General features: G+C 71.2%; 16 protein-coding genes. 5 read left to right on the forward strand and 11 right to left on the reverse strand.

Annotation, left to right across the window (positions count from 1 at the left end):
- Positions 1 to 235: 235 nt before the first annotated feature.
- On the reverse strand, positions 236 to 718 hold the full coding sequence (locus ACZ6B1_RS17470; RefSeq protein WP_003953493.1) for a CarD family transcriptional regulator: 483 nt from the start codon (positions 716 to 718) through the stop codon (positions 236 to 238).
- Positions 719 to 1,353: 635 nt separating this feature from the next.
- Here ACZ6B1_RS17470 and ACZ6B1_RS17475 point away from each other — a divergent pair.
- A complete protein-coding gene (locus ACZ6B1_RS17475) occupies positions 1,354 to 2,055 on the forward strand; it encodes a copper chaperone PCu(A)C domain-containing protein (protein WP_468779229.1) in 702 nt (233 codons plus the stop codon).
- Between the two features lie 74 nt (positions 2,056 to 2,129).
- On the opposite strand, the gene phoP is transcribed toward ACZ6B1_RS17475, so the two are convergent.
- On the reverse strand, positions 2,130 to 2,801 hold the full coding sequence (phoP, locus tag ACZ6B1_RS17480) for a two-component system response regulator PhoP (protein WP_018568744.1): 672 nt from the start codon (positions 2,799 to 2,801) through the stop codon (positions 2,130 to 2,132).
- A 5-nt stretch (positions 2,802 to 2,806) separates the two neighbouring features.
- Complete coding sequence (gene phoR / locus ACZ6B1_RS17485; protein WP_468779232.1) at positions 2,807 to 4,060, reverse strand: two-component system sensor histidine kinase PhoR; 1,254 nt, start codon at positions 4,058 to 4,060, stop codon at positions 2,807 to 2,809.
- A 235-nt stretch (positions 4,061 to 4,295) separates the two neighbouring features.
- On the opposite strand from phoR, the gene phoU reads away from it, so the two are divergent.
- A complete protein-coding gene (gene phoU / locus ACZ6B1_RS17490) occupies positions 4,296 to 4,985 on the forward strand; it encodes a phosphate signaling complex protein PhoU (protein WP_468779233.1) in 690 nt (229 codons plus the stop codon).
- A gap of 522 nt (positions 4,986 to 5,507) precedes the next feature.
- Here phoU and ACZ6B1_RS17495 read toward each other — a convergent pair.
- The 4 genes from ACZ6B1_RS17495 to ACZ6B1_RS17510 all read right to left on the reverse strand — a co-directional run bounded on the left by ACZ6B1_RS17495 (position 5,508) and on the right by ACZ6B1_RS17510 (position 11,846).
- Positions 5,508 to 5,969: a hypothetical protein gene (locus ACZ6B1_RS17495; protein ID WP_468779235.1), complete on the reverse strand. Its 462-nt coding sequence runs from the start codon at positions 5,967 to 5,969 to the stop codon at positions 5,508 to 5,510.
- A 72-nt stretch (positions 5,970 to 6,041) separates the two neighbouring features.
- Positions 6,042 to 10,496 (reverse strand): HEAT repeat domain-containing protein, encoded by a 4,455-nt coding sequence (locus tag ACZ6B1_RS17500; protein ID WP_468779237.1) that lies wholly within the window; start codon positions 10,494 to 10,496, stop codon positions 6,042 to 6,044.
- 155 nt (positions 10,497 to 10,651) lie between these two features.
- Positions 10,652 to 10,984, reverse strand: a complete 333-nt coding sequence (locus ACZ6B1_RS17505; RefSeq protein ID WP_468779238.1) for a hypothetical protein — start codon at positions 10,982 to 10,984, stop codon at positions 10,652 to 10,654.
- A 640-nt stretch (positions 10,985 to 11,624) separates the two neighbouring features.
- Entirely contained in the window at positions 11,625 to 11,846 is a 222-nt protein-coding gene (locus tag ACZ6B1_RS17510) for a CarD family transcriptional regulator (RefSeq protein ID WP_468779240.1), read from the reverse strand.
- A gap of 467 nt (positions 11,847 to 12,313) precedes the next feature.
- Here ACZ6B1_RS17510 and ACZ6B1_RS17515 point away from each other — a divergent pair, with 467 nt between their 5' ends.
- Entirely contained in the window at positions 12,314 to 12,799 is a 486-nt protein-coding gene (locus ACZ6B1_RS17515) for a VOC family protein (protein ID WP_468779242.1), read from the forward strand.
- A gap of 119 nt (positions 12,800 to 12,918) precedes the next feature.
- On the opposite strand, the gene ACZ6B1_RS17520 is transcribed toward ACZ6B1_RS17515, so the two are convergent.
- On the reverse strand, positions 12,919 to 13,680 hold the full coding sequence (locus ACZ6B1_RS17520) for a phosphoglyceromutase (protein WP_468779243.1): 762 nt from the start codon (positions 13,678 to 13,680) through the stop codon (positions 12,919 to 12,921).
- 265 nt (positions 13,681 to 13,945) lie between these two features.
- On the opposite strand from ACZ6B1_RS17520, the gene ACZ6B1_RS17525 reads away from it, so the two are divergent.
- Positions 13,946 to 15,217: an MDR family MFS transporter gene (locus ACZ6B1_RS17525; protein ID WP_468779244.1), complete on the forward strand. Its 1,272-nt coding sequence runs from the start codon at positions 13,946 to 13,948 to the stop codon at positions 15,215 to 15,217.
- A 95-nt stretch (positions 15,218 to 15,312) separates the two neighbouring features.
- On the opposite strand, the gene ACZ6B1_RS17530 is transcribed toward ACZ6B1_RS17525, so the two are convergent.
- Together ACZ6B1_RS17530 and ACZ6B1_RS17535 are read right to left on the reverse strand one after the other, a co-directional pair.
- Positions 15,313 to 15,543, reverse strand: coding sequence for a hypothetical protein (locus tag ACZ6B1_RS17530; protein ID WP_468779246.1), 231 nt, complete (start codon positions 15,541 to 15,543; stop codon positions 15,313 to 15,315).
- 360 nt (positions 15,544 to 15,903) lie between these two features.
- Positions 15,904 to 16,353, reverse strand: coding sequence for a DUF2000 family protein (locus tag ACZ6B1_RS17535; protein ID WP_468779248.1), 450 nt, complete (start codon positions 16,351 to 16,353; stop codon positions 15,904 to 15,906).
- Positions 16,354 to 16,402: 49 nt separating this feature from the next.
- Here ACZ6B1_RS17535 and ACZ6B1_RS17540 point away from each other — a divergent pair, with 49 nt between their 5' ends.
- The gene (locus tag ACZ6B1_RS17540; RefSeq protein WP_468779250.1) at positions 16,403 to 17,206 is read left to right on the forward strand and encodes an AraC family transcriptional regulator; all 804 of its coding nucleotides are present in this window, start codon (positions 16,403 to 16,405) and stop codon (positions 17,204 to 17,206) included.
- Between the two features lie 12 nt (positions 17,207 to 17,218).
- On the opposite strand, the gene ACZ6B1_RS17545 is transcribed toward ACZ6B1_RS17540, so the two are convergent.
- On the reverse strand, positions 17,219 to 18,022 hold the full coding sequence (locus ACZ6B1_RS17545; protein ID WP_468779252.1) for a hypothetical protein: 804 nt from the start codon (positions 18,020 to 18,022) through the stop codon (positions 17,219 to 17,221).
- Between the last annotated feature and the right edge of the window lie 64 nt (positions 18,023 to 18,086).

Below are 18,086 nucleotides of genomic sequence, written 5' to 3' on the forward strand. Positions count from 1 at the left end.
TCGACCGGACCCTTCCGTGACCCTGGTCGAGCCATGTGCCCGGGCCCGGCACACCAAGTATCGGGGGCTCTCCCCCGAGATGAACGGCAGGCACTCGCGGCGGCCCGGCACGATGGCCGGGATGTCCGGGGACGAACATGCCGCAGCGCCCGGCGACAGGTTCAGTGTCATCGGGCACCGCGGCATTTTCACTGTGCTGAGCGTACTGACGGCTGTGCGTGCCGCCCGTCGCGCGTCAGGAGGCGAGCACCTCGTCGAGCAGGGCCTCGGCCTTGTCCTCGTTGGTGTTCTCCGCGAGGGCGAGTTCGCTCACCAGAATCTGGCGAGCCTTGGCGAGCATGCGCTTCTCACCGGCGGAGAGTCCGCGCTCGCGCTCGCGACGCCACAGGTCACGCACGACTTCCGCGACCTTGATGACATCGCCGGAGGCGAGCTTCTCCAGGTTTGCCTTGTAGCGACGGGACCAGTTCGTGGGCTCCTCGGCGTACGGCGCGCGCAGTACCTCGAAGACCCGGTCCAGCCCGTCCTGACCGACCACATCACGCACGCCGACGAACTCCGCATTGTCCGCTGGCACACGCACCGTGAGGTCACCCTGGGCGACCTTCAGCACCAAGTAGGTCTTGTCCACGCCTTTGATCTGACGAGTTTCGATGGCCTCGATCAGCGCGGCCCCGTGATGGGGATAGACCACGGTGTCGCCAACCTTGAACGTCATGTGACAGGTACCCCTTCCGTGGCTATCCAGGGTAACACGGATACGGCGTGTTCTGAATGGCGTTTTCGCAGGTCAGGGCATATCTCGGGGCTTGACAACAGCAACACGAACGTGCTGCGAGGGGGTCGGCCGAACCGGAGGGCGGCGGGAATTCGCAGGTCGGAGGGGCTCTTCGAGCGGGGCGAAACACGTATGCCACACACGCGCCGAGCCGCCTCCAGAAGGTTGAACGTCCCGATATGTCCCATCCCAAGCGTACGACTTCCGCTACTCCGTTCGGCGGCGGAGGTCGGGTCCGAGACGATTCCGGAATTGATCACAAGGTCCCGGAAGGGCGGTGGATGATCAATATCCGGGGCGGTCACGCATTCCTTCACGGAAATTTCGCGCAGCGTGTTGCCGCGATGCGGACCTCGGTGTTGCGGGTGCGTTATACGAATGCGGACGACCGCTCCGGCAATGTGACCCGTGAGTCACTTGCGGCCCCCGCGGACCCCCCGCCGGAGGGAACGGGGCGCTTGGGGGAGGGTCGGGTGCGGTCGTGCGGGAGCGGCTCGGTAACCTGAGGCCGCTGACAGACACTTAGGGCGGCTTTATACGGGAGCCGCCCCTGCGTTCAAGGAGATGCCGCCGCCGTGAGCAGCAGCCTTCGACGCGGCGCCCTCGGCGCCGCCGCCATCGCCTTCTCGGTCGCCTCGCTCGCCGCGTGCGGCTCCGGCAACGACGCCCAGACCCTGCAGATCAAGCCGGACAACGCGGCGACCAGCGTCGGAAGCATCAAGGTCCAGAACGCCACGGTCATCACGCAGCCCGACCTGACGTCGACCGGGCCGGCCGTCGTGTCCGCGACCATCTTCAACACCGGCAAGACCGCGCAGACGCTGCAGTCGATCGCCGTCGCGGGCACCGGCAAGACCGCCACGCTGCACCCCGCCAAGGGCCAGAGCCTGACCATCCCGCCGCAGGGCTCGCTCATCCTCGGCGGCAAGGACAACGCCTCCGCGGTGCTGGAGAGCAGCCGCGAGGCGGTCCTGGACGGCAACGCCCAGAAGGTCACCTTCACCTTCGACAAGACCGGTGACGTGAGCCTGCGCGCCTTCGTGGTGCCGGCCACCAGCTACTTCAGCGGCTGGGGCCCCAGCGAGGTCCCGTCCGCCTCGGCCTCCGCGGCTCCGGGTGCGACCGCCTCCGGCAAGGGCAAGGGCAGGAACGACAAGGCGAGTGCCTCTGCGACCGCCTCGGACGCCGCGACCGTCTCGGGCGGGGACGCCTCCGGCGGCGACGCCACCGGCGCCACCCCGAGCGACTCCGCGTCGCAGTCGGCCGCCGGCAACTGAGCAGCCGTTTGCACGACGAAGGGCGGCACCCCGCAGCGGGGTGCCGCCCTTCGTCGTACGTGCCCGTCGCAGGCCTACGGCTCGAACTTGTAGCCCAGCCCCCGCACCGTCACCAGGTAACGCGGCGCACCCGGGTCGGGCTCGATCTTGGCGCGCAGGCGCTTGACGTGGACGTCGAGAGTCTTGGTGTCGCCCACGTAGTCGGCGCCCCAGACCCGGTCGATCAGCTGCATGCGGGTCAGGACGCGGCCCGCGTTGCGCAGCAGCATCTCCAGCAGGTCGAACTCCTTCAGCGGGAGGTCGACCTTGGAGCCGGAGACCGTCACCACATGCCGGTCGACGTCCATCCGGACCGGGCCCGCCTCCAGGGCGGCCGGGGTGACCTCCTCCGGCTCTCCGCGGCGGCGCAGCACCGCACGGATGCGGGCGACCAGCTCGCGGGAGGAGAAGGGCTTGGTGACGTAGTCGTCGGCTCCTATCTCGAGCCCCACGACCTTGTCGATCTCGCTGTCCTTCGCGGTCACCATGATCACGGGGACGTTGGAGCGGCCGCGCAGCTGACGGCACACCTCCGTACCGGGCAGACCCGGCAGCATCAGGTCGAGGAGAACGAGGTCGGCGCCGTTGCGCTCGAACTCGTCGAGTCCGTCGGGGCCGGTGGCCGCGACGGCGACCTCGAAGCCCTCCTTGCGGAGCATGTACGACAGGGCGTCGGAGAAGGACTCCTCGTCCTCGACGACGAGCACTCGGGTCACGGAAGGACCTCCGGGGCGGGAAGCGGTTCGTAAGGAGATGAGTCGGGGGCGCCCCCGGCCTCGTCATCGAGGTCGGGGTGCTGCTGTGCGCGGTCGCGGGCCGCGCCCGCCTCCGGCAGCCTCAGGGTGAACGTGGAGCCCTGGTTCTCGGCGCTCCACACCGTGACCTCCCCGCCGTGCGAGGCGACCACGTGCTTGACGATCGCGAGACCCAGACCGGTGCCTCCCGTGGCCCGGGAGCGGGCCGGGTCGACGCGGTAGAAGCGCTCGAAGATGCGCTCCTTGTCCCGCTCGGAGATGCCGATGCCCTGGTCGGTGACGGCCAACTCGATCAGGTCGCCGCCCGGTGCGCTGACCCTGCGGGCGGCGATGCCGACGCGGGTGCGGGCCGGGGAGTAGTTCACGGCGTTCTCGACCAGGTTGCCGAGGGCGGCGGCGAGCTGGCCGCGGTTGCCCCAGACATGCAGGTCGGCGGTGCCCCCTGCGGCCATGGTGATCTGCTTGGCACCCGCCTGGTGGCGGCAGCGGTCGACGGCCTCGGCGACCAGCTCGTCCACCCGGACCGGCTCGGCGTCCTCGAGGGGATCGTCGTTCTGGACCCGCGACAGGTCGATGAGCTCCTGGACCAGGTTGGTCAGCCGGGTCGCCTCGATCTGCATGCGGCCCGCGAAGCGCTGGACGGCCTCGGGGTCGTCGGAGGCGTCCATGACGGCCTCGGAGAGCAGGGAGAGCGCGCCGACCGGCGTCTTCAGCTCATGGCTCACGTTGGCCACGAAGTCGCGCCGTACCGCCTCGATCCTGCGGGCCTCCGTGAGGTCCTCGACCAGCAGCAGGACCAGCCGGGAGCCGAGCGGGGCCACGCGCGCGGAGACGGCGAGCGCCTCGCCGCGTCCGGTGCCGCGCCGGGGCAGGTCCAGCTCGACCTGGCGTATCTCGCCGTCGCGTCTGGTGTCCCGGGCCATCTGCAGCATCGGTTCGACCGAGAGCTTGCCGCCGCGGACCAGCCCGAGGGCGTAGGCGGCGGAGCTGGCCTTGACGACGGCGTCGGCCTCGTCGAGGACGACGGCCGACGAGCGGAGCACGGACAGCACGGTGTCCACGCCGGGCGGGAGTACGGCATCGGTGTGCAAGGAAGTCCTGGTAGGTCGCTTCTGGTCGCGTTCGCTCCAGCGGAACGCCAGCATGGCGATGACACCGGTGAGCACCCCGGCGATCGCTGCCGCTGCGGCGACCGCCGCGTTCACGTCCATGCCACAAGGTTAGGCATGGCGTGGGACATGACCACAGCCGTCGAGGTGCGACCTCGAACACTCGTCGCCCAGAGTTCACCTTGGAGCCAGGACCGGTTCATTTGGGGTGGCGGAAACGGACGCGTACGGGGCAGAACGTGGGAGCGTGGGGTTCACACCGCCGGTCACGCCAGGGGGCGCCTGGTGTCACGGCCCCCGGAACCCCGAAGGAAGAACGTACGAGAGGGAAACCCTGATGCGGGACGCGTACCACGAGGAACTTGACTCGATCGGCGACAGCCTGGTGGAGATGGCCCGCCTGGTCGGGTCGGCGATCGGGCGCGCCACGACCGCCATCCTCGACACCGACCTGAAGCTGGCCGAGAACGTGATCGAGGCCGACAAGAAGGTGGACGAGCTCCAGCACGACCTGGAGGCCCGGGCGATAGCCCTGCTGGCCCGCCAGCAGCCGGTGGCGACCGATCTGCGGATCGTCGTCACCTCGCTGCGCATGTCGGCCGACCTGGAGCGCTCCGGCGACCTCGCCCAGCACGTGGCGAAGCTGGCCCGGCTGCGCTTCCCCGAGCGCGCGGTCCCGCACGACCTGCACGCCACGATCCTGGAGATGGGCCAGCTCGCCCAGCGCCTCATGGCGAAGGCGGCCGAGGTGCTCGTCACCAAGGACGTCGACCTCGCGATGCAGCTCGAGCAGGACGACGACGAGATGGACCTGCTGCACCGCACCCTCTTCCAGCACCTGATCGACGACCGCTGGCAGCACGGCATCGAGACCGCCGTCGACGTCACCCTGCTGGGCCGGTACTACGAGCGGTACGCCGACCACGCGGTGGCCGTCGCCAAGCGGGTCGTCTACCTGGTGACCGGCGAGCACGCGGACGACCTGCAGCAGGACATCCAGCCGGTGACCAAGGTCGAGGGGCCGTAGGGCCTCCCGGCCGGATCGTGCCCTCTCTCCCCCCGGCCGGTCGTGCCCGGCCGGGGGGAGGCCGGGCGGGGCGGGCGGACGCCTCGATGCGCCGTTGATGCGCCCGGCGGAACGGGCATGGAATGGGCGAAGGCATTTTGCCGAGCCTCTGAGGAGGGGACCCATGGCCGAATCCCCCGGCACCACGCCCGACCCCACGCAAGCGCGCGAGTCGGACCAGCCCACCGAGAGCAGGCACCTCCCGCTCGTCGCCGCGTGCGGCTGCGGGTCGGGCTGTGGCTGCGGGTGCCAGTCGGGCGCTCCCTGCCAGTGCGGCTGACCCGGAACGAACCCCGAGGGCCGGTGTGAACCCGTTTCACACCGGCCCTCCGGCGTTCACGGTCCCGGCCCACCGGCGTTCGGGGCCGCTCAGCGCGGCCGGCGGGGCCGGGCGTGGGCGTGCGCCGCACCGCACGACGGGGTCGATGTCGCCGGCGAAGGAGTCGGCCGGCCCGACGAGCACCCCGGCGAGCGCCGCTGGGGTCAGCGGTCCGCGGACGCCGCCACGACCCCGTAGGTGACCAGGCCGTAGGCGAGGTGCGGGACCAGGTCCGAGGCCCAGTCCACCGCGGACCACGTCCGGGGATCGCTGACCCCGAGGCCGGCGATCGGCGCGTCCGCCGCCGCCATCGCCAGGGCCCCGGTGAGCGGCCCGCCCAGCCACACCGGTACGCGCGCACCCGCCCGGTGAGCCAGGGCCACGGCCACACCGGCCGCGACACCCACGGCGATGCCCGACAGCGCCCCCAGCCCGGTCAGCCGGTTCTCCCGCCCCTCGGACTCCGGAAGCGGATGTCCCAGGCCCGAGCTGACCTTGTCCACCACGGTCTCCGGGGTCCCGCTGGAGGGCCTCCCCCGCAGCGCCATGTCCGCGTACGTCACGGTGTTCAGCGCGGTGGTGCCGGCGGCCCCCGCGACACACCCCCACACGATGCTTCGGAACATGCCGCTACAGGTTTCCCGAACCCGCGCGGCCGAATCACCACCGGCCCCACGGTCACCGAAGCGGGTCAAGGGTCAGGCGTCCGCGCGGCGGAAGGCCGCCGCCACGTCCAGCGCGACCCGCGCCGCCCGCCGGGCGGCCTCGGTCTGCTTGGTCTTCTTGTCGACTGACATCTCCTCGTCGCCGAGGTCGCTGACGCACTTGAGCATCGCCCCGCCCACGAAGTCCTTCGCCTTGAACGCCTCCCAGATCGCGTGCAGCACCCCATGCGCCTCGGTCTCCACCCCGGCGATGTCCGGGGACAGCCCGAGCAGTTGGGCGCGCAGTCCGGAATCCTGCCAGGCGATCACCTTCTCGCCGCTCGCGAAGTCCTTCACCAGCAGCTCGCCGCCGTCCAGCGACTCGTCCAGCCTGCTCCGGACGTAAAGCCGGTTGACGAGCCGCAGCACCTGTTCGTCCGTCCGGTACACCTGCGGCCGCAGCCCGCCGCCCTCCGGCCGCACCTTCTCCGGGCCGTAGTCGAAGACCTCCCGCGCCAGCAGCACGTCGTACGGCGACACCCCGCGCTCACCGAAGCCGCCGCACACCCCGATCAGGAAGACCAGGTCCGGCCGGAACGCGGACAGCAGGTCGCGGGTCACCGCCGCCGCCGACTGGCCGCCCTGGTCGGTGGCCTGCGTGGTGACCACCCGGACGGGGGGCTGCCCTTCGGAGGCCAGCTCGAAGACGTCGTAGTACCGCCCGTCGCGCTGCATCTCGGTCGGGGTGATGTCGCGCTCGTCGAGGGCGTGGAAGAGCGCCTTGGTCTCGACGGGAACGGCGGTGAGCAGCGCGACGTGGTACTCGTCGCCGCCGGACTCGGGCACGGTCACTTCGAACCTCGACTTCCGTTGTTCGCGGAACCCGGCGAGCACCGCCGCGGGGTTGCGGTTGAACGCCTCGACACCGGCCTGCACGCGCCCGCGCTCGGCCAGGTGCACCCGTTCGGAGTCCAGCGCCACCGTCAGGTACGGGTTCTCCGGTGGCTCGTCGCCCACGAGCTCCACGATGCGGGCGAAGACCCGCTCCGCGACGGGCAGCGGAAGCAGACGCAGCTGGATGAGCGGGGGGATCACCGTCGTCCGGTAGGTGGTCTTCTGCACGAGCAGGTGAACGAGGCTCGGGAGCAGGGACTCGGTGTAGGCGGGACGGTCGGCCGCGGCCCGCACGACGGCGGTCGCCGCGACGCCCAGTACGCCCGCGTCGCTGTCCCGGGGCCGCTTGTCCGGCCGCGGGCTCTCGGGCGCGATGGTGAACTTGATCAGGTCCGGATCCGCCTGCCCGGCCCGCGCCAGCCCTTCGAGGGCCGTCGTACGGTTGAGCGGGTCCCTGTCCCGGTGGACCACGCCGACCAGCCAGTCCTTCGTCACCGGTGTGATCTCCCGGCGGGCCACCAGGTCGATGATGGCCCCGCGCAGGGCGCGTCCGTTCCGGTCGCGGGCGGTGAACCTGAGCCGGTCCGCGACCTTGGTGATCCACGCCTCGTCCCCGGTGTCCAGGTGACTGAGCGAGCCGACGGCGGCGCGCCGGGTCAGATAGGTCTCGTCGGGGTTGCCGATGGTGGCCCGCAGGACGTCCGCCGCGGCCGGGTCGCCCAGGTGCCCGAGCGCGTTGGCGGCCGATCCGCGCACCTTGCCGACGCGGTCGCGGACGAGAGTATCGGTGAGCGGGGCCAGAGCTCCGGGGGCGTTGATGTGGCCGAGGGCGTTGGCCGCCGCCCCCCTGGTGTGGCTGTCGGTGTCCTCGGCGAGGGCGGTGGTCAGCGCCTCCAGCGCGGCAGGGTCCCCGATACGGCCGAGGGCGGTGGCGGCCGCCCCTCGGTTGTAGCTGTCGCTGTCCTCGGCGAGGGCGGTGGTCAGCGCGTCGAGGGCGGCGGGGTGGCCGATGAGGCCGAGGGCGTTGGCGGCCGAACCCCTGACGATGGCGCCGGGGTCGGTGAGGGCGGCGACGAGCGCGTCGATGGCGCCGGGGTCCCCGATACGGCCCAGGGCGGTGGCGGCCGTCCCCCGGGTGTAGCTGTCGTTGTCCTCGGCGAGGGCGGTGGTCAGCGCGTCGAGGGCGGCGGGGTGGCCGATGTAGCCGAGGGCGTTGGCGGCCGAGCCCCGGATGATGGCGCCACGGTCGGTGAGGGCGGCGACGAGCGCGTCGAGGGCGCCGGGGTCCCCGATACGGCCCAGGGCGTCGGCGGCCGCCCCCCGGGTGTAGCTGTCGCCGTCGTCGGCGAGGGCGGTGGTCAGCGCGTCGAGGGCGGCGGGGTGGCCGATGTGACCGAGGGCCTTGGCCGCCGAACCCCGGACGTTGGCGTTCAGGTCGGCGGCGAGGGCACCGGTCAGCGCGGGCACCGCCCGGGGATCTCCGACCCGGCCGAGGGCGTCGGCCGCCGAACCCCGGACACCGGCGTCGCCGTCGTCGGCCAGAGCGGTGCTCAGCGCGGACACCGCCTGAGGGTTACCGATCTGGCCGAGGGCGTTCGCGGCCGAACCCCGGACACTGACCTCACCGTCTTCGGCGAGAGCGGCGATCAGCGCGGGCACCGCCTGAAAGTTGCCGATGTGACCGAGGGCGTTCGCGGCGGAACCCCGGACAGCGGCCTCGTCGTCACCGGCGAGGACGGCGATCAACGTGGGCACCGCCTGGGCGTGGCCGATCCGGCCGAGGGCCTTGGCCGCCGACCCCCGGACGATGCCGTCCCGGTCGGCCTCGGTGGTCTCCAGAAGCGCGGGGACGGCCCGATGCGAGCCGATCCGTCCGAGCGCGGTGGCGCAGGCGCCGCGGACCTTGGCGTCCGAGTCCCCCAGCATGGCCGTTCGCAGGTCCTCGACGTCCTTGTCACCGCCGTTGCTGCCCAGCCAGTTCGCGCTGCGGCGGCGCGCGACCGGGTCGGCGTCCGCGCGCAGCCACTCCCCCCGCTTGGCGGCCCGGGCCTCGTCGCGATCGCGTCCCGCCGCCGCCGCGTCCGTCTTGTTGCGCTCGTGCTTCCGGCGCAGTCGCTGCAGCGTATGGGCGTCCAACGCGCCGTTGCGCAGGGTGTCGAGGACGTCTTCCGCGAACCCCGGGTCCCTGGCGTTGAGCGCCCGCAGCAGACCGCGCTGGAGCCCGTCGCGCAGCACGGTCGGCGGCAGGCCGGCCAGCGCACCGGCCAGGCGGTCGCGCATCTGGCGCCCCCGGTCGAAGCAACTGCCGAGTTGCCGCCACAGCGCCCCGCGCGCCTCGTCGCCCAGCACGCCCCGGTTGGCCACGAGGACGTCCACCACCAGTTCGGGCGGCAGCGGCTTGGCGTCCGGGGCGAGCAGAGCGAGTACGGCGTTGTCCGGGTCCGGTTGCAGGCCGACCCAGTCGCCCAGGCACTGGTCCAGGTAGGCGGCGTCCAGCACGAAGGGGGGCGGGACGGTGCTCTGCCAGGCGAGGGCCAGGCCGAAGTCCACGAAGGCCGGGTGTATGAGGCTGTACTGGCCGTCCGCCCCGTCACCGACCGGCTCCACCATCTGCGTGTGCAGGAACGCCTTCACCGTGCGGGCCGTCTCGCGCTCGTCCTCCCACACCAGACCGAGCAGCGCCGCCACGTCCACGTCGGCGAAGTCCGCGTTGCCCTTGCCCGTGGTGATCGCGGCCAGTGCCGCCGCGCACAGCGCCGCCTCCATACCGAGCCCGCGCTTCGCCTCGCCCTCTTCCGCCGTATCGCTGCTGGGCCGGACCATCGTCTCCCGGAGCAGGTCCGCACGGCTGCGCGGGATGGCCCGGCCGTCGACGGACCGCGTGCCGAGCAGCCAGTCGGTCAGCAGCGACAGCATGAAAGGGTTGGACGCCACGCCCAGCATGTCGCCCGACCTGATCTCGTCCAGCGCCTGGGTGGCCGATCCGTCGCGCATCCCCAGATAGCGCTTGATGTCCTGCTCGTCCAGCGGCTCGATGGATATCGTCTCGACATCGCGCATCAGGGTCCAGTTGAGGTCATCGGACTCACTGCGCGACGTCGCCAGCACCGTGAAGTCGTGCGATCCCGCCAGTAACTGCCAGACGAAGCTCCATTTGGCGGTGCCCTTGAACTCGCGCTCCAACTCGTTCAGGGCGTCGACCAGGAAGACCACGCGGTGCTTCTTGACGTGCGCCTTCCACAACTTCTCGTCGAGGCCCGACGGCCGGGACTGCCTGGCGAATTCCTCGACACTCAACCCGGTCACGTCCGAGTGCCTGATCAGGCGGTTGTCGACGACCGCGCAGGGGGTCTCCCGGTCCAGGAGCGCGATCGCGTACTGCAGGACGGCTGTGCTCTTGCCGCTGCCCGCACCACCGGTGACCAGCCATGTCTTGGGGACCGGCTCGTACTTGGGCACGTAGGACGGGAGTTGGTCGAGGAGTGCGTCGAACCGGATACGCTCCACTGCGGACTCGTCCGTGGAATCGCGGACCCGGAACGTGGGCGGGAGGTAGTGCCGGACAGTCCTGCGCGCCAGCCTGGCGCGCATCGCGCTGTACGGCGAACCACTCATCCGTCCCTCGCGCCCGCTCCACGCCACCCCGACAAATGTGCTTCAAGTTACCACGCGGGGCGCCTGGTTGAGCCGGAATTCCCCCACGCCCAGCCGCTTGGCACCTCCGGCCGGACCGGCGCCGTGACAACGGGAGACGGGTACTCGCACACCGCTCATCGACCATGGAAGGGCCCGCGCCACCACGGAACACCAAGGCGGTCGGCCGGGATGACCAGGGCTCTCGCCAGGATCTTTCGGTCGAGGGCCCACACGAGGGCGCGCAACTCACGCGCGCTCTTCCTGGGCAGCGCGTGAAGCACGGCCTCCAGGTGATCGCGGAAGTGGCCGCCGTAGCAACCGCACTCGAGGATGCCGCAGTCAGAATCGGCCAGCGAGTCCAGAAGCTGCCCGAGAGGGCCGTGGGCGAGGGCCTTCCAGTGCCAGAACGCCTCGTCCGTGGCTTCGGCCCAGAAGCGGGTCCGCTCAAGCCGGCGCAGATCGGCCACGCATGAACCGGTGAGACGGTCGATGACCGGATACCGCCGCCTGAGGAGGCGGACCGGCAGCTCGCCCCGCAGGGCTGACGGGCGCCTACGCGGCATTGCCCCTTCGGTTGTAGGTCATGGTGGCAACGTACGCGCCGACGTGTCAGGTGACCACCGCTTATCGCCCCCGGCCCTTCGGGGCCGGTTCGAGGGCGCGCCGAATCCGGGTCGCGCCCCGTGCTCAAACGGCCGCATCGGCTGGATCCTGGCCACGACCGTCATCACAGGCGTGACCAGAGACGTCAGCCGCCGGTGAGCCGGCTGGCCGCGTACCGCGAGGCCGGGCGGTTACTGCGGCGCGGAGGACAGCCGCGGCCGGATGCCGAGGCCGCCGGGCCGGCACTCGTGGAGCTAAGCCGCCTTGCGCCGCGCCGCACGTACGGCCGGGGCCGGCTCCTCTGCGTCCTCGAGCGGCCAGGTTTCGTCTTCCCCGAAGTCGGGGGCCTGGAAGGGGTTGGTCGCCGGAGGCGGCGATGTCGCGGTGGAGCGGCTGGGCTGCCCTTCCAGGGCGGAGAACAGGGAGGTCATGTCGATCGATGGACTCTCTCTCGTTGCAGGTCCCTACAGGAACCTGGTTGTGCCGTGACCGGGCACAGCGGTCCTACAGCTTGGTCATCTTGGTGTACGGGCTCAAGATCCGCATCTGCGCCGAGCCGAAATCCACGAGCACCGCGACTCCGTCCTCGATGCCGACCACTCGGCCGAGGCCGTACATGTCGTGCGTGACCTGGTCGCCCACGGCGAAGTGCTTGGGATCCGGCGTGACCGGGGCCTTGAAGGGGCTCGTGGGCAAATGGCGCTTCGGCGCGGCAGGCTTTGTCATGGCTCAGTATGCGCCTTCGTTCGACCTGTTTGCTGTGGCCGTCGGCACAGATCCACTCGAGGACACCCCCCTCACGCCGCTGACCTGCGGTTTCGAGGTCTACGGAGTCAAAACTGGACCGCAGCGCTTCTTCGCCTGCCGTCGCTGACGCCCGCATCGGCGCAGCGCGTGCGGACGCGGACGTCGCGGACGGGCCGATGGCCGGCAACCGCCCTTCGATCGTGGCACCCGCAAACACCGCAACACCGTCGAACGATGCATCCAGAAGCGCGGGCGCGACCCGGGGGCATGGAGTCTGTCCCTGGGCCGTCAGCGGGGATGACCTTGCCCCAGGGCAGACCAACAGGCCTTGTGCGACGAGCACTTGCGGGGCCACATCGACGCTTGACCTCAACCAAACTTGAGATCTTAGGTTCGTTCCGAAGCCGCAGGAACCGACCAGCGGTGCGTTCCCCAGGAGATTCGCCATGTCCGAGCGCACAGCCCCCATCAAGATTCCCGACCGCTACCGCTACGCCGTGATACCGCACATCATGGTCGACGACGCCGCCACGGCGATCGACTTCTACCAGCGGGCGTTCGGCGCCCGGGAGAACTTCAGGATCGATGCTCCGGACGGCGGGATTCTGCACGCCGAGATCACCGTCGGACGGTCGGCCCTGATGCTGGGCGACGCCGGCGTGGACGAGACGGAGGCCGCCCGCTTCGCCGCGCCGACCTCGCTGGGCGGAGGCACGTCCGTGACGCTGCATGTCTTCGTGCCGGATGTCGACAGCCTGGCGGAGCGCGCGGAAGCCGCCGGGGCCGAGATCCTCCAGCCACCGAAGGACACGTTCCACGGTGACCGCACCGTCATCCTCAAGGACCCTTCGGGACACATCTGGGTATTCCTGACGCACCTGAATGACGTCTCACAGGAGGAGCTCCACCACCGCCTGGCGACCGCCGGGTGACTGGACCCGTGCACGGTGATGCGGACCGATACCGGCGACGAGGGCCCGCGGCGGGCCCGGACCATGAAAATGCCTCCGACCCGCACGGTGAGTGCGGCTCGGAGGCATGATCCGAAAGGCTACTTCTTCTTGCCCTGGTTCTTGACCGCCTCGATGGCCGCTGCCGCAGCCTCCGGGTCGAGGTACTTCCCGCCCGGGTTCACCGGGCGGAAGTCGGCGTCGAGTTCGTAGTACAGGGGAATGCCCGTCGGGATGTTGAGGCCCGCGATGTCGGCGTCCGAGATGCCGTCCAGGTGCTTGACCAGGGCGCGCAGGGAGTTGCCGTGGGCGGCGACGAGGACCGTGCGGCCGGTCAGCAGGTCGGGGACGATGCCGTCGTACCAGTACGGGAGCATGCGGGACACGACGTCCTTCAGGCACTCCGTGCGCGGGCGCAGCTCCGGCGGGATGGTGGCGTAGCGGGCGTCGTTCGCCTGGGAGAACTCGGAGTCGTCCGGGAGCGGGGGCGGCGGGGTGTCGTAGGAGCGGCGCCAGAGCATGAACTGCTCCTCGCCGAACTCGGCCAGCGTGGCCGCCTTGTCCTTGCCCTGCAGGGCGCCGTAGTGGCGCTCGTTCAGACGCCAGCTGCGGTGGACCGGGATCCAGTGGCGGTCCGCGGCCTCGAGGGCCAGCTGGGCCGTGCGGATCGCGCGCTTCTGGAGGGACGTGTGGACCACGTCCGGGAGGAGGTCGGCGTCCTTCAGGAGCTCGCCACCGCGGACTGCCTCCTTCTCGCCCTTCTCGTTCAGGTTGACGTCCACCCAGCCGGTGAACAGGTTCTTCGCGTTCCACTCGCTCTCGCCGTGGCGGAGGAGGATCAGCTTGTACGGTGCGTCGGCCATGCCTCAGAGCGTAATCCACGTGTTCGGGCCGTCGCCCTGCCTGCCCGGTGGGCGGACGGGCCGCCCGTCGAGCGGGCCGTTCCCGTCGGGCGTCCGGTACGGCTCGGGCCCGGCTCAGGTGCGGCTTCCGCGGGGTCCCGGGTGACTTCCAGGCGGCTCCCGCGCGGCTCCCCATTAATCGAGTGGCCGCCGCCCGTCCCGTACAGGTAAGTTGCGCATACCGCGTGAGCCGCTTACATCTCCGTACCCGTGGGGGGTCCCGTCCATGTCCGTCGCGTCCGTCGCGTCCGTCGCCCGTCTCAGACGTGCCGCCCGGGAGACCGTCTCCGGACTGCCCCGCGAGTTCTGGTGGCTGTGGACGAGCACCCTGGTCAACCGGCTCGGTGCGTTCGTCGCCACGTTCATGGCGCTGTACCTCACGCTCGACCGGGGCTACTCGGCCTCGTACGCCGGTCTCGTCGCCTCGCTGCACGGGCTCGGCGGGGTCGTCTCCTCCCTCGGGGGCGGCGTGATGGCCGACCGGCTCGGCAGGCGGCCCACCCTGCTGATCGCCCAGACCGCCACGGCCGTGTCCGTCGCGGTGCTGGGGTTCATGCAGGACCCGGTCACCATCGCCGGCGTCGCCTTCCTGGTCGGTATGGCCTCCAACGCCTCGCGACCCGCCGTGCAGGCGATGATGGCGGACATCGTCCGGCCGGAGGACCGGGTGCGGGCGTTCTCGCTGAACTACTGGGCGATCAACCTCGGCTTCGCCGTCTCCTCCATGGCGGCCGGGTTCATCGCCGAGTTCAGCTATCTCGCCGGATTCCTGATCGAGGCCGGGATGACCCTGGCGTGCGCTGTGGTCGTCTTCCTCAAGCTGCCCGAGTCGCGGCCCGTGGCCACGGCCAAGCGGGCGGGCGGTGACGTCGGCCTGGGCACGGTGCTGCGCGACGGGCGGTACATGGCCGTCGTCGGGCTGTCCTTCCTCGTCGCCCTCGTCTTCCAGCAGGGGTCCGTCGGACTGCCGGTGGCCATGGGACGGGCCGGGTTCACCGCCGCCGACTACGGCTTCGCCGTCGCCGTCAACGGCGTCCTCATCGTCGCGCTGCAGATCCCCGTCACCCGCTTCATCGAGCACCGCGACCCGCGCACGCTCCTCGTCGCCTCCTCCCTGCTCGCCGGGTACGGCTTCGGGCTCACCGCCTTCGCCGGGTCGGTCGGCGTCTTCGCGCTCACCGTGTGCGTGTGGACGCTCGCCGAGATCGTGAACGCCCCGACCCAGACCGGTCTGGTGGTACGGCTGTCCCCGGCGCACGGGCGGGGGCGCTACCAGGGGATGTACACGCTGTCGTGGTCCGTGGCCGCGCTGGTTGCGCCGCTCATGTCCGGCGCGGTCATCGACCGGTTCGGCGCTGAGTGGCTGTGGGCCATGTGTGCCGGCGTGGGGACCGTGGCCGGGATCGGGTACGGGGTGCTCCTGCGGCGGCCGGCCGCCGAGCGGCAGCCGGCGGAGAGCGCCCCGGCGGATGCGGAGGCCGAGCTCAGCGCGGCCTGAGCGGGGACGGGACAAAGGGGCGAGCCCCCTGCGCGCGGTGCTCCGCGGGCAGGGGGCTCGTCGCCGTGGGCGCCGGGGGGACGGCGCGCGGGCGATCAGAGGGAGGCGTAGACGCCGACCCGGTTGAACTGGGCGGCGGCGCCCTGGAGCTGACCGACGGCGCCCTGCACCGTGTCCGTGACGGTGCCGAGCTGGGCCAGCAGGTCCGTGCTGTTGAGCGCGGCGGGACCGGCGACGATGCCGGCCTGCGGGTTCAGGCCGCCGGAGACGCCGTCCAGCTCGGTGTCGGAGAGCTCGGCGGTCTGGACCTGGGGAGCGGAGGTCATGTCGAAACTGCCCTTCGTCGGAGGTTCCACAAGGGGGGAGCGGCCCCGCCGGGGACAGACGGGTCGGCCGCGACCGCGGGCGTGGGACATCCGTTTTTGGACGACCTGGCTTGAACCCGGCGGCGCGATGGATCAAATCACGGAGCGTGTCCGGCATCCAGTCGACCGGCCTGCGTCACGCGGCAGTTGGGGGCACCGGCTCCTCATCCGTGTTCACCTGGTCATCGGTTGAGGGCAGGTTCTCCACAAGCGGTCCGGCGCGGAGGGGCCGTAGCTCTTGCCAGGGCGGACCCGATCCGGGCAACTCCGCATCAACCGCGCTCGCGGACGCGGGGTTGCGCGTGCGCTGTGCAGATTCGGTCACCGATGCATGCGGGCGCCCTTCAGCACCTTGTCCACCCCGTTCCGCGGGCCGTACACCGCCAGCCCGACGAGGTCCAGTTCGGCGGTCCCCACCGCCCGCACCGCGGCCCGGTTGTCGCGGTCGTTGCCGGTGGCGAACAGGTCGGAGGTGAACACCGACCGGGGCAGCGCGCGGGACAGGGCCCGGGCGTGGGCCGCCGTGAGCGTCTCCTTGGTGCCCTCGAAGACCAGCACCGGCTGGCGGAACATCGGCAGGTAGGTCACACCGTCGGCGTCCTCGTACGGCTCCCCGATCACCTCGGGGACCTGGCTGCCCAGGCCGCTGACCAGGAACGCCGTCACGTTCAGGCGCTGCCAGGGTTCCAGGTCCTCACGGAGCAGTACGGCGATCTTGGTGTCGAAGCGGACGGGGGCGGCGGCCGGATCGGCGTGCGGTTCGGTGTTCATGGAGTGAGACTGCCGACCGAGGCGGACCGCGGTCTTGTACGTTTTTTGCGTGGCCGCCGACCAGTCCGACGTCTCCGCCTGGCGCCCGCGCGTCCCGGGTGTGGTGGAGGTCTTCCACGCCCACTTCACCGAGTACGCGTACCCGATGCACGTCCACGACGCCTGGACGCTGCTGATCGTCGACGACGGCGCCGTACGGTACGACCTCGACCGGCACGAGCACGGCACCCCGCACGACACCGTCTCGCTGCTGCCGCCGCACGTGCCGCACAACGGCTCCCCCGCCACCCCGCACGGTTTCCGCAAGCGGGTGCTGTACCTCGACGGCAGCCACCTCGGCGACGAGCTGATCGGTCCGGCCGTGGACGGCCCCGATCTGCGGGACCCCGTACTGCGGCTGCGGGTGGGGCAGCTGCACTCAGTCCTGGGCCGGCCCGGAGACGAACTGGAGGCGGAGAGCCGGCTGGCGCTGGTCGGCGAGCGGCTGCGGGAGCATCTGCGGCGCCGGGACGCCGGTGCCCGCCGTCCCGGCCGCGGCCCCGGTCTCGCCCGGTCGCTGCGCGAGCTGCTCGACGAGCACGTCACCGAGGGGCTGGCGCTCGCCGACGCGGCGCGGCTGCTGCACGCCCATCCGGCCCACCTGGTGCGGGCGTTCAGCGGTGCCTACGGGATCCCCCCGCACCAGTACCTGATGTCCCGCCGGGTCGGCCGGGCCCGGCGGCTGCTGCTGGACGGGCTGCCGCCGGGTGAGGTGGCGGCGGCGACCGGTTTCTGCGACCAGGCCCATCTCACCCGGCACTTCAAGAAGCTGGTGGGCGTGCCGCCGGGGCGTTACCGGCTCAGTGCCCGGTGAGGGCGCGCCGGGTCACCTGACGTCGACGTAGTCGCCGGCGGCCGTGGCTCCGCCGGTCGTGGACGTCTCGCTGTAGGTCCAGCGCCAGTAGCCGTCCGCGGCCGCGGTGACCGTGGTCTTCAGGTAGCCCGCCGAGTCGGCCTGCACGATCTTGACGGTGGAGTAGGTGCTGGTGCCCGCCTTGCGGAACTGCAGCTTGGCCGACTTGCCGCCGAAGCCGGTGTAGGTGTGCCTCACCCAGTCCGCGCGGGTGAGCCGGCCGGTCACGGTGAGCTTCCCGCCCTTGGCGACGGGCTCGGGCGCGGCGTTGACGGTGGCCTTGCCGGCGCGCTTGACCGGTACGGAGCTGAAGCCGGTCAGGTACTCCTCGCCCTTGAACTGCTCGTTAGAGTCCCAGACGCGCACCCAGACGGCCGCCTTCCAGGTCGTCGCGTCGTTGTTGGAGTCGAGCCGCCAGCGCGGGTCGATGTACAGCTCGCCCTGGCAGTCGGCAGCGCGCGTGCCGGCCGCGTCGCAGGAGGTGAAGCCCGTGTAGATGCCGCCGGATTCGGCTCCCTTGGCAGCCGTGGTGTCGTGGTACAGGTACGGGAACGGGGTCACGTCGTCGGCACCGACGCCGGACGGCAGGGACATGTGGAAGGTGAAGCCGGGCCGCACCTCCGCGGTGGTGCCCACGATGATGGGCTTGCCGTGGTTGACCACCAGGTTCGACACCGTGACGCCGGTGTCCGCCGCCGCCGCGGACGGTGCGGCGTACGCCCCCAGGGCGAGCGCTCCCGCGAGCGCGACCGCGGAGCCGGATCTGCCTGCGCGCATGCACAACCTCTTGCTGGTGAGAGACCGGTGAGGAACCGGTAAGAGTCAAGGTCGCCGCAGGGTA

Source organism: Streptomyces sp. NPDC041129, from assembly GCF_055592265.1.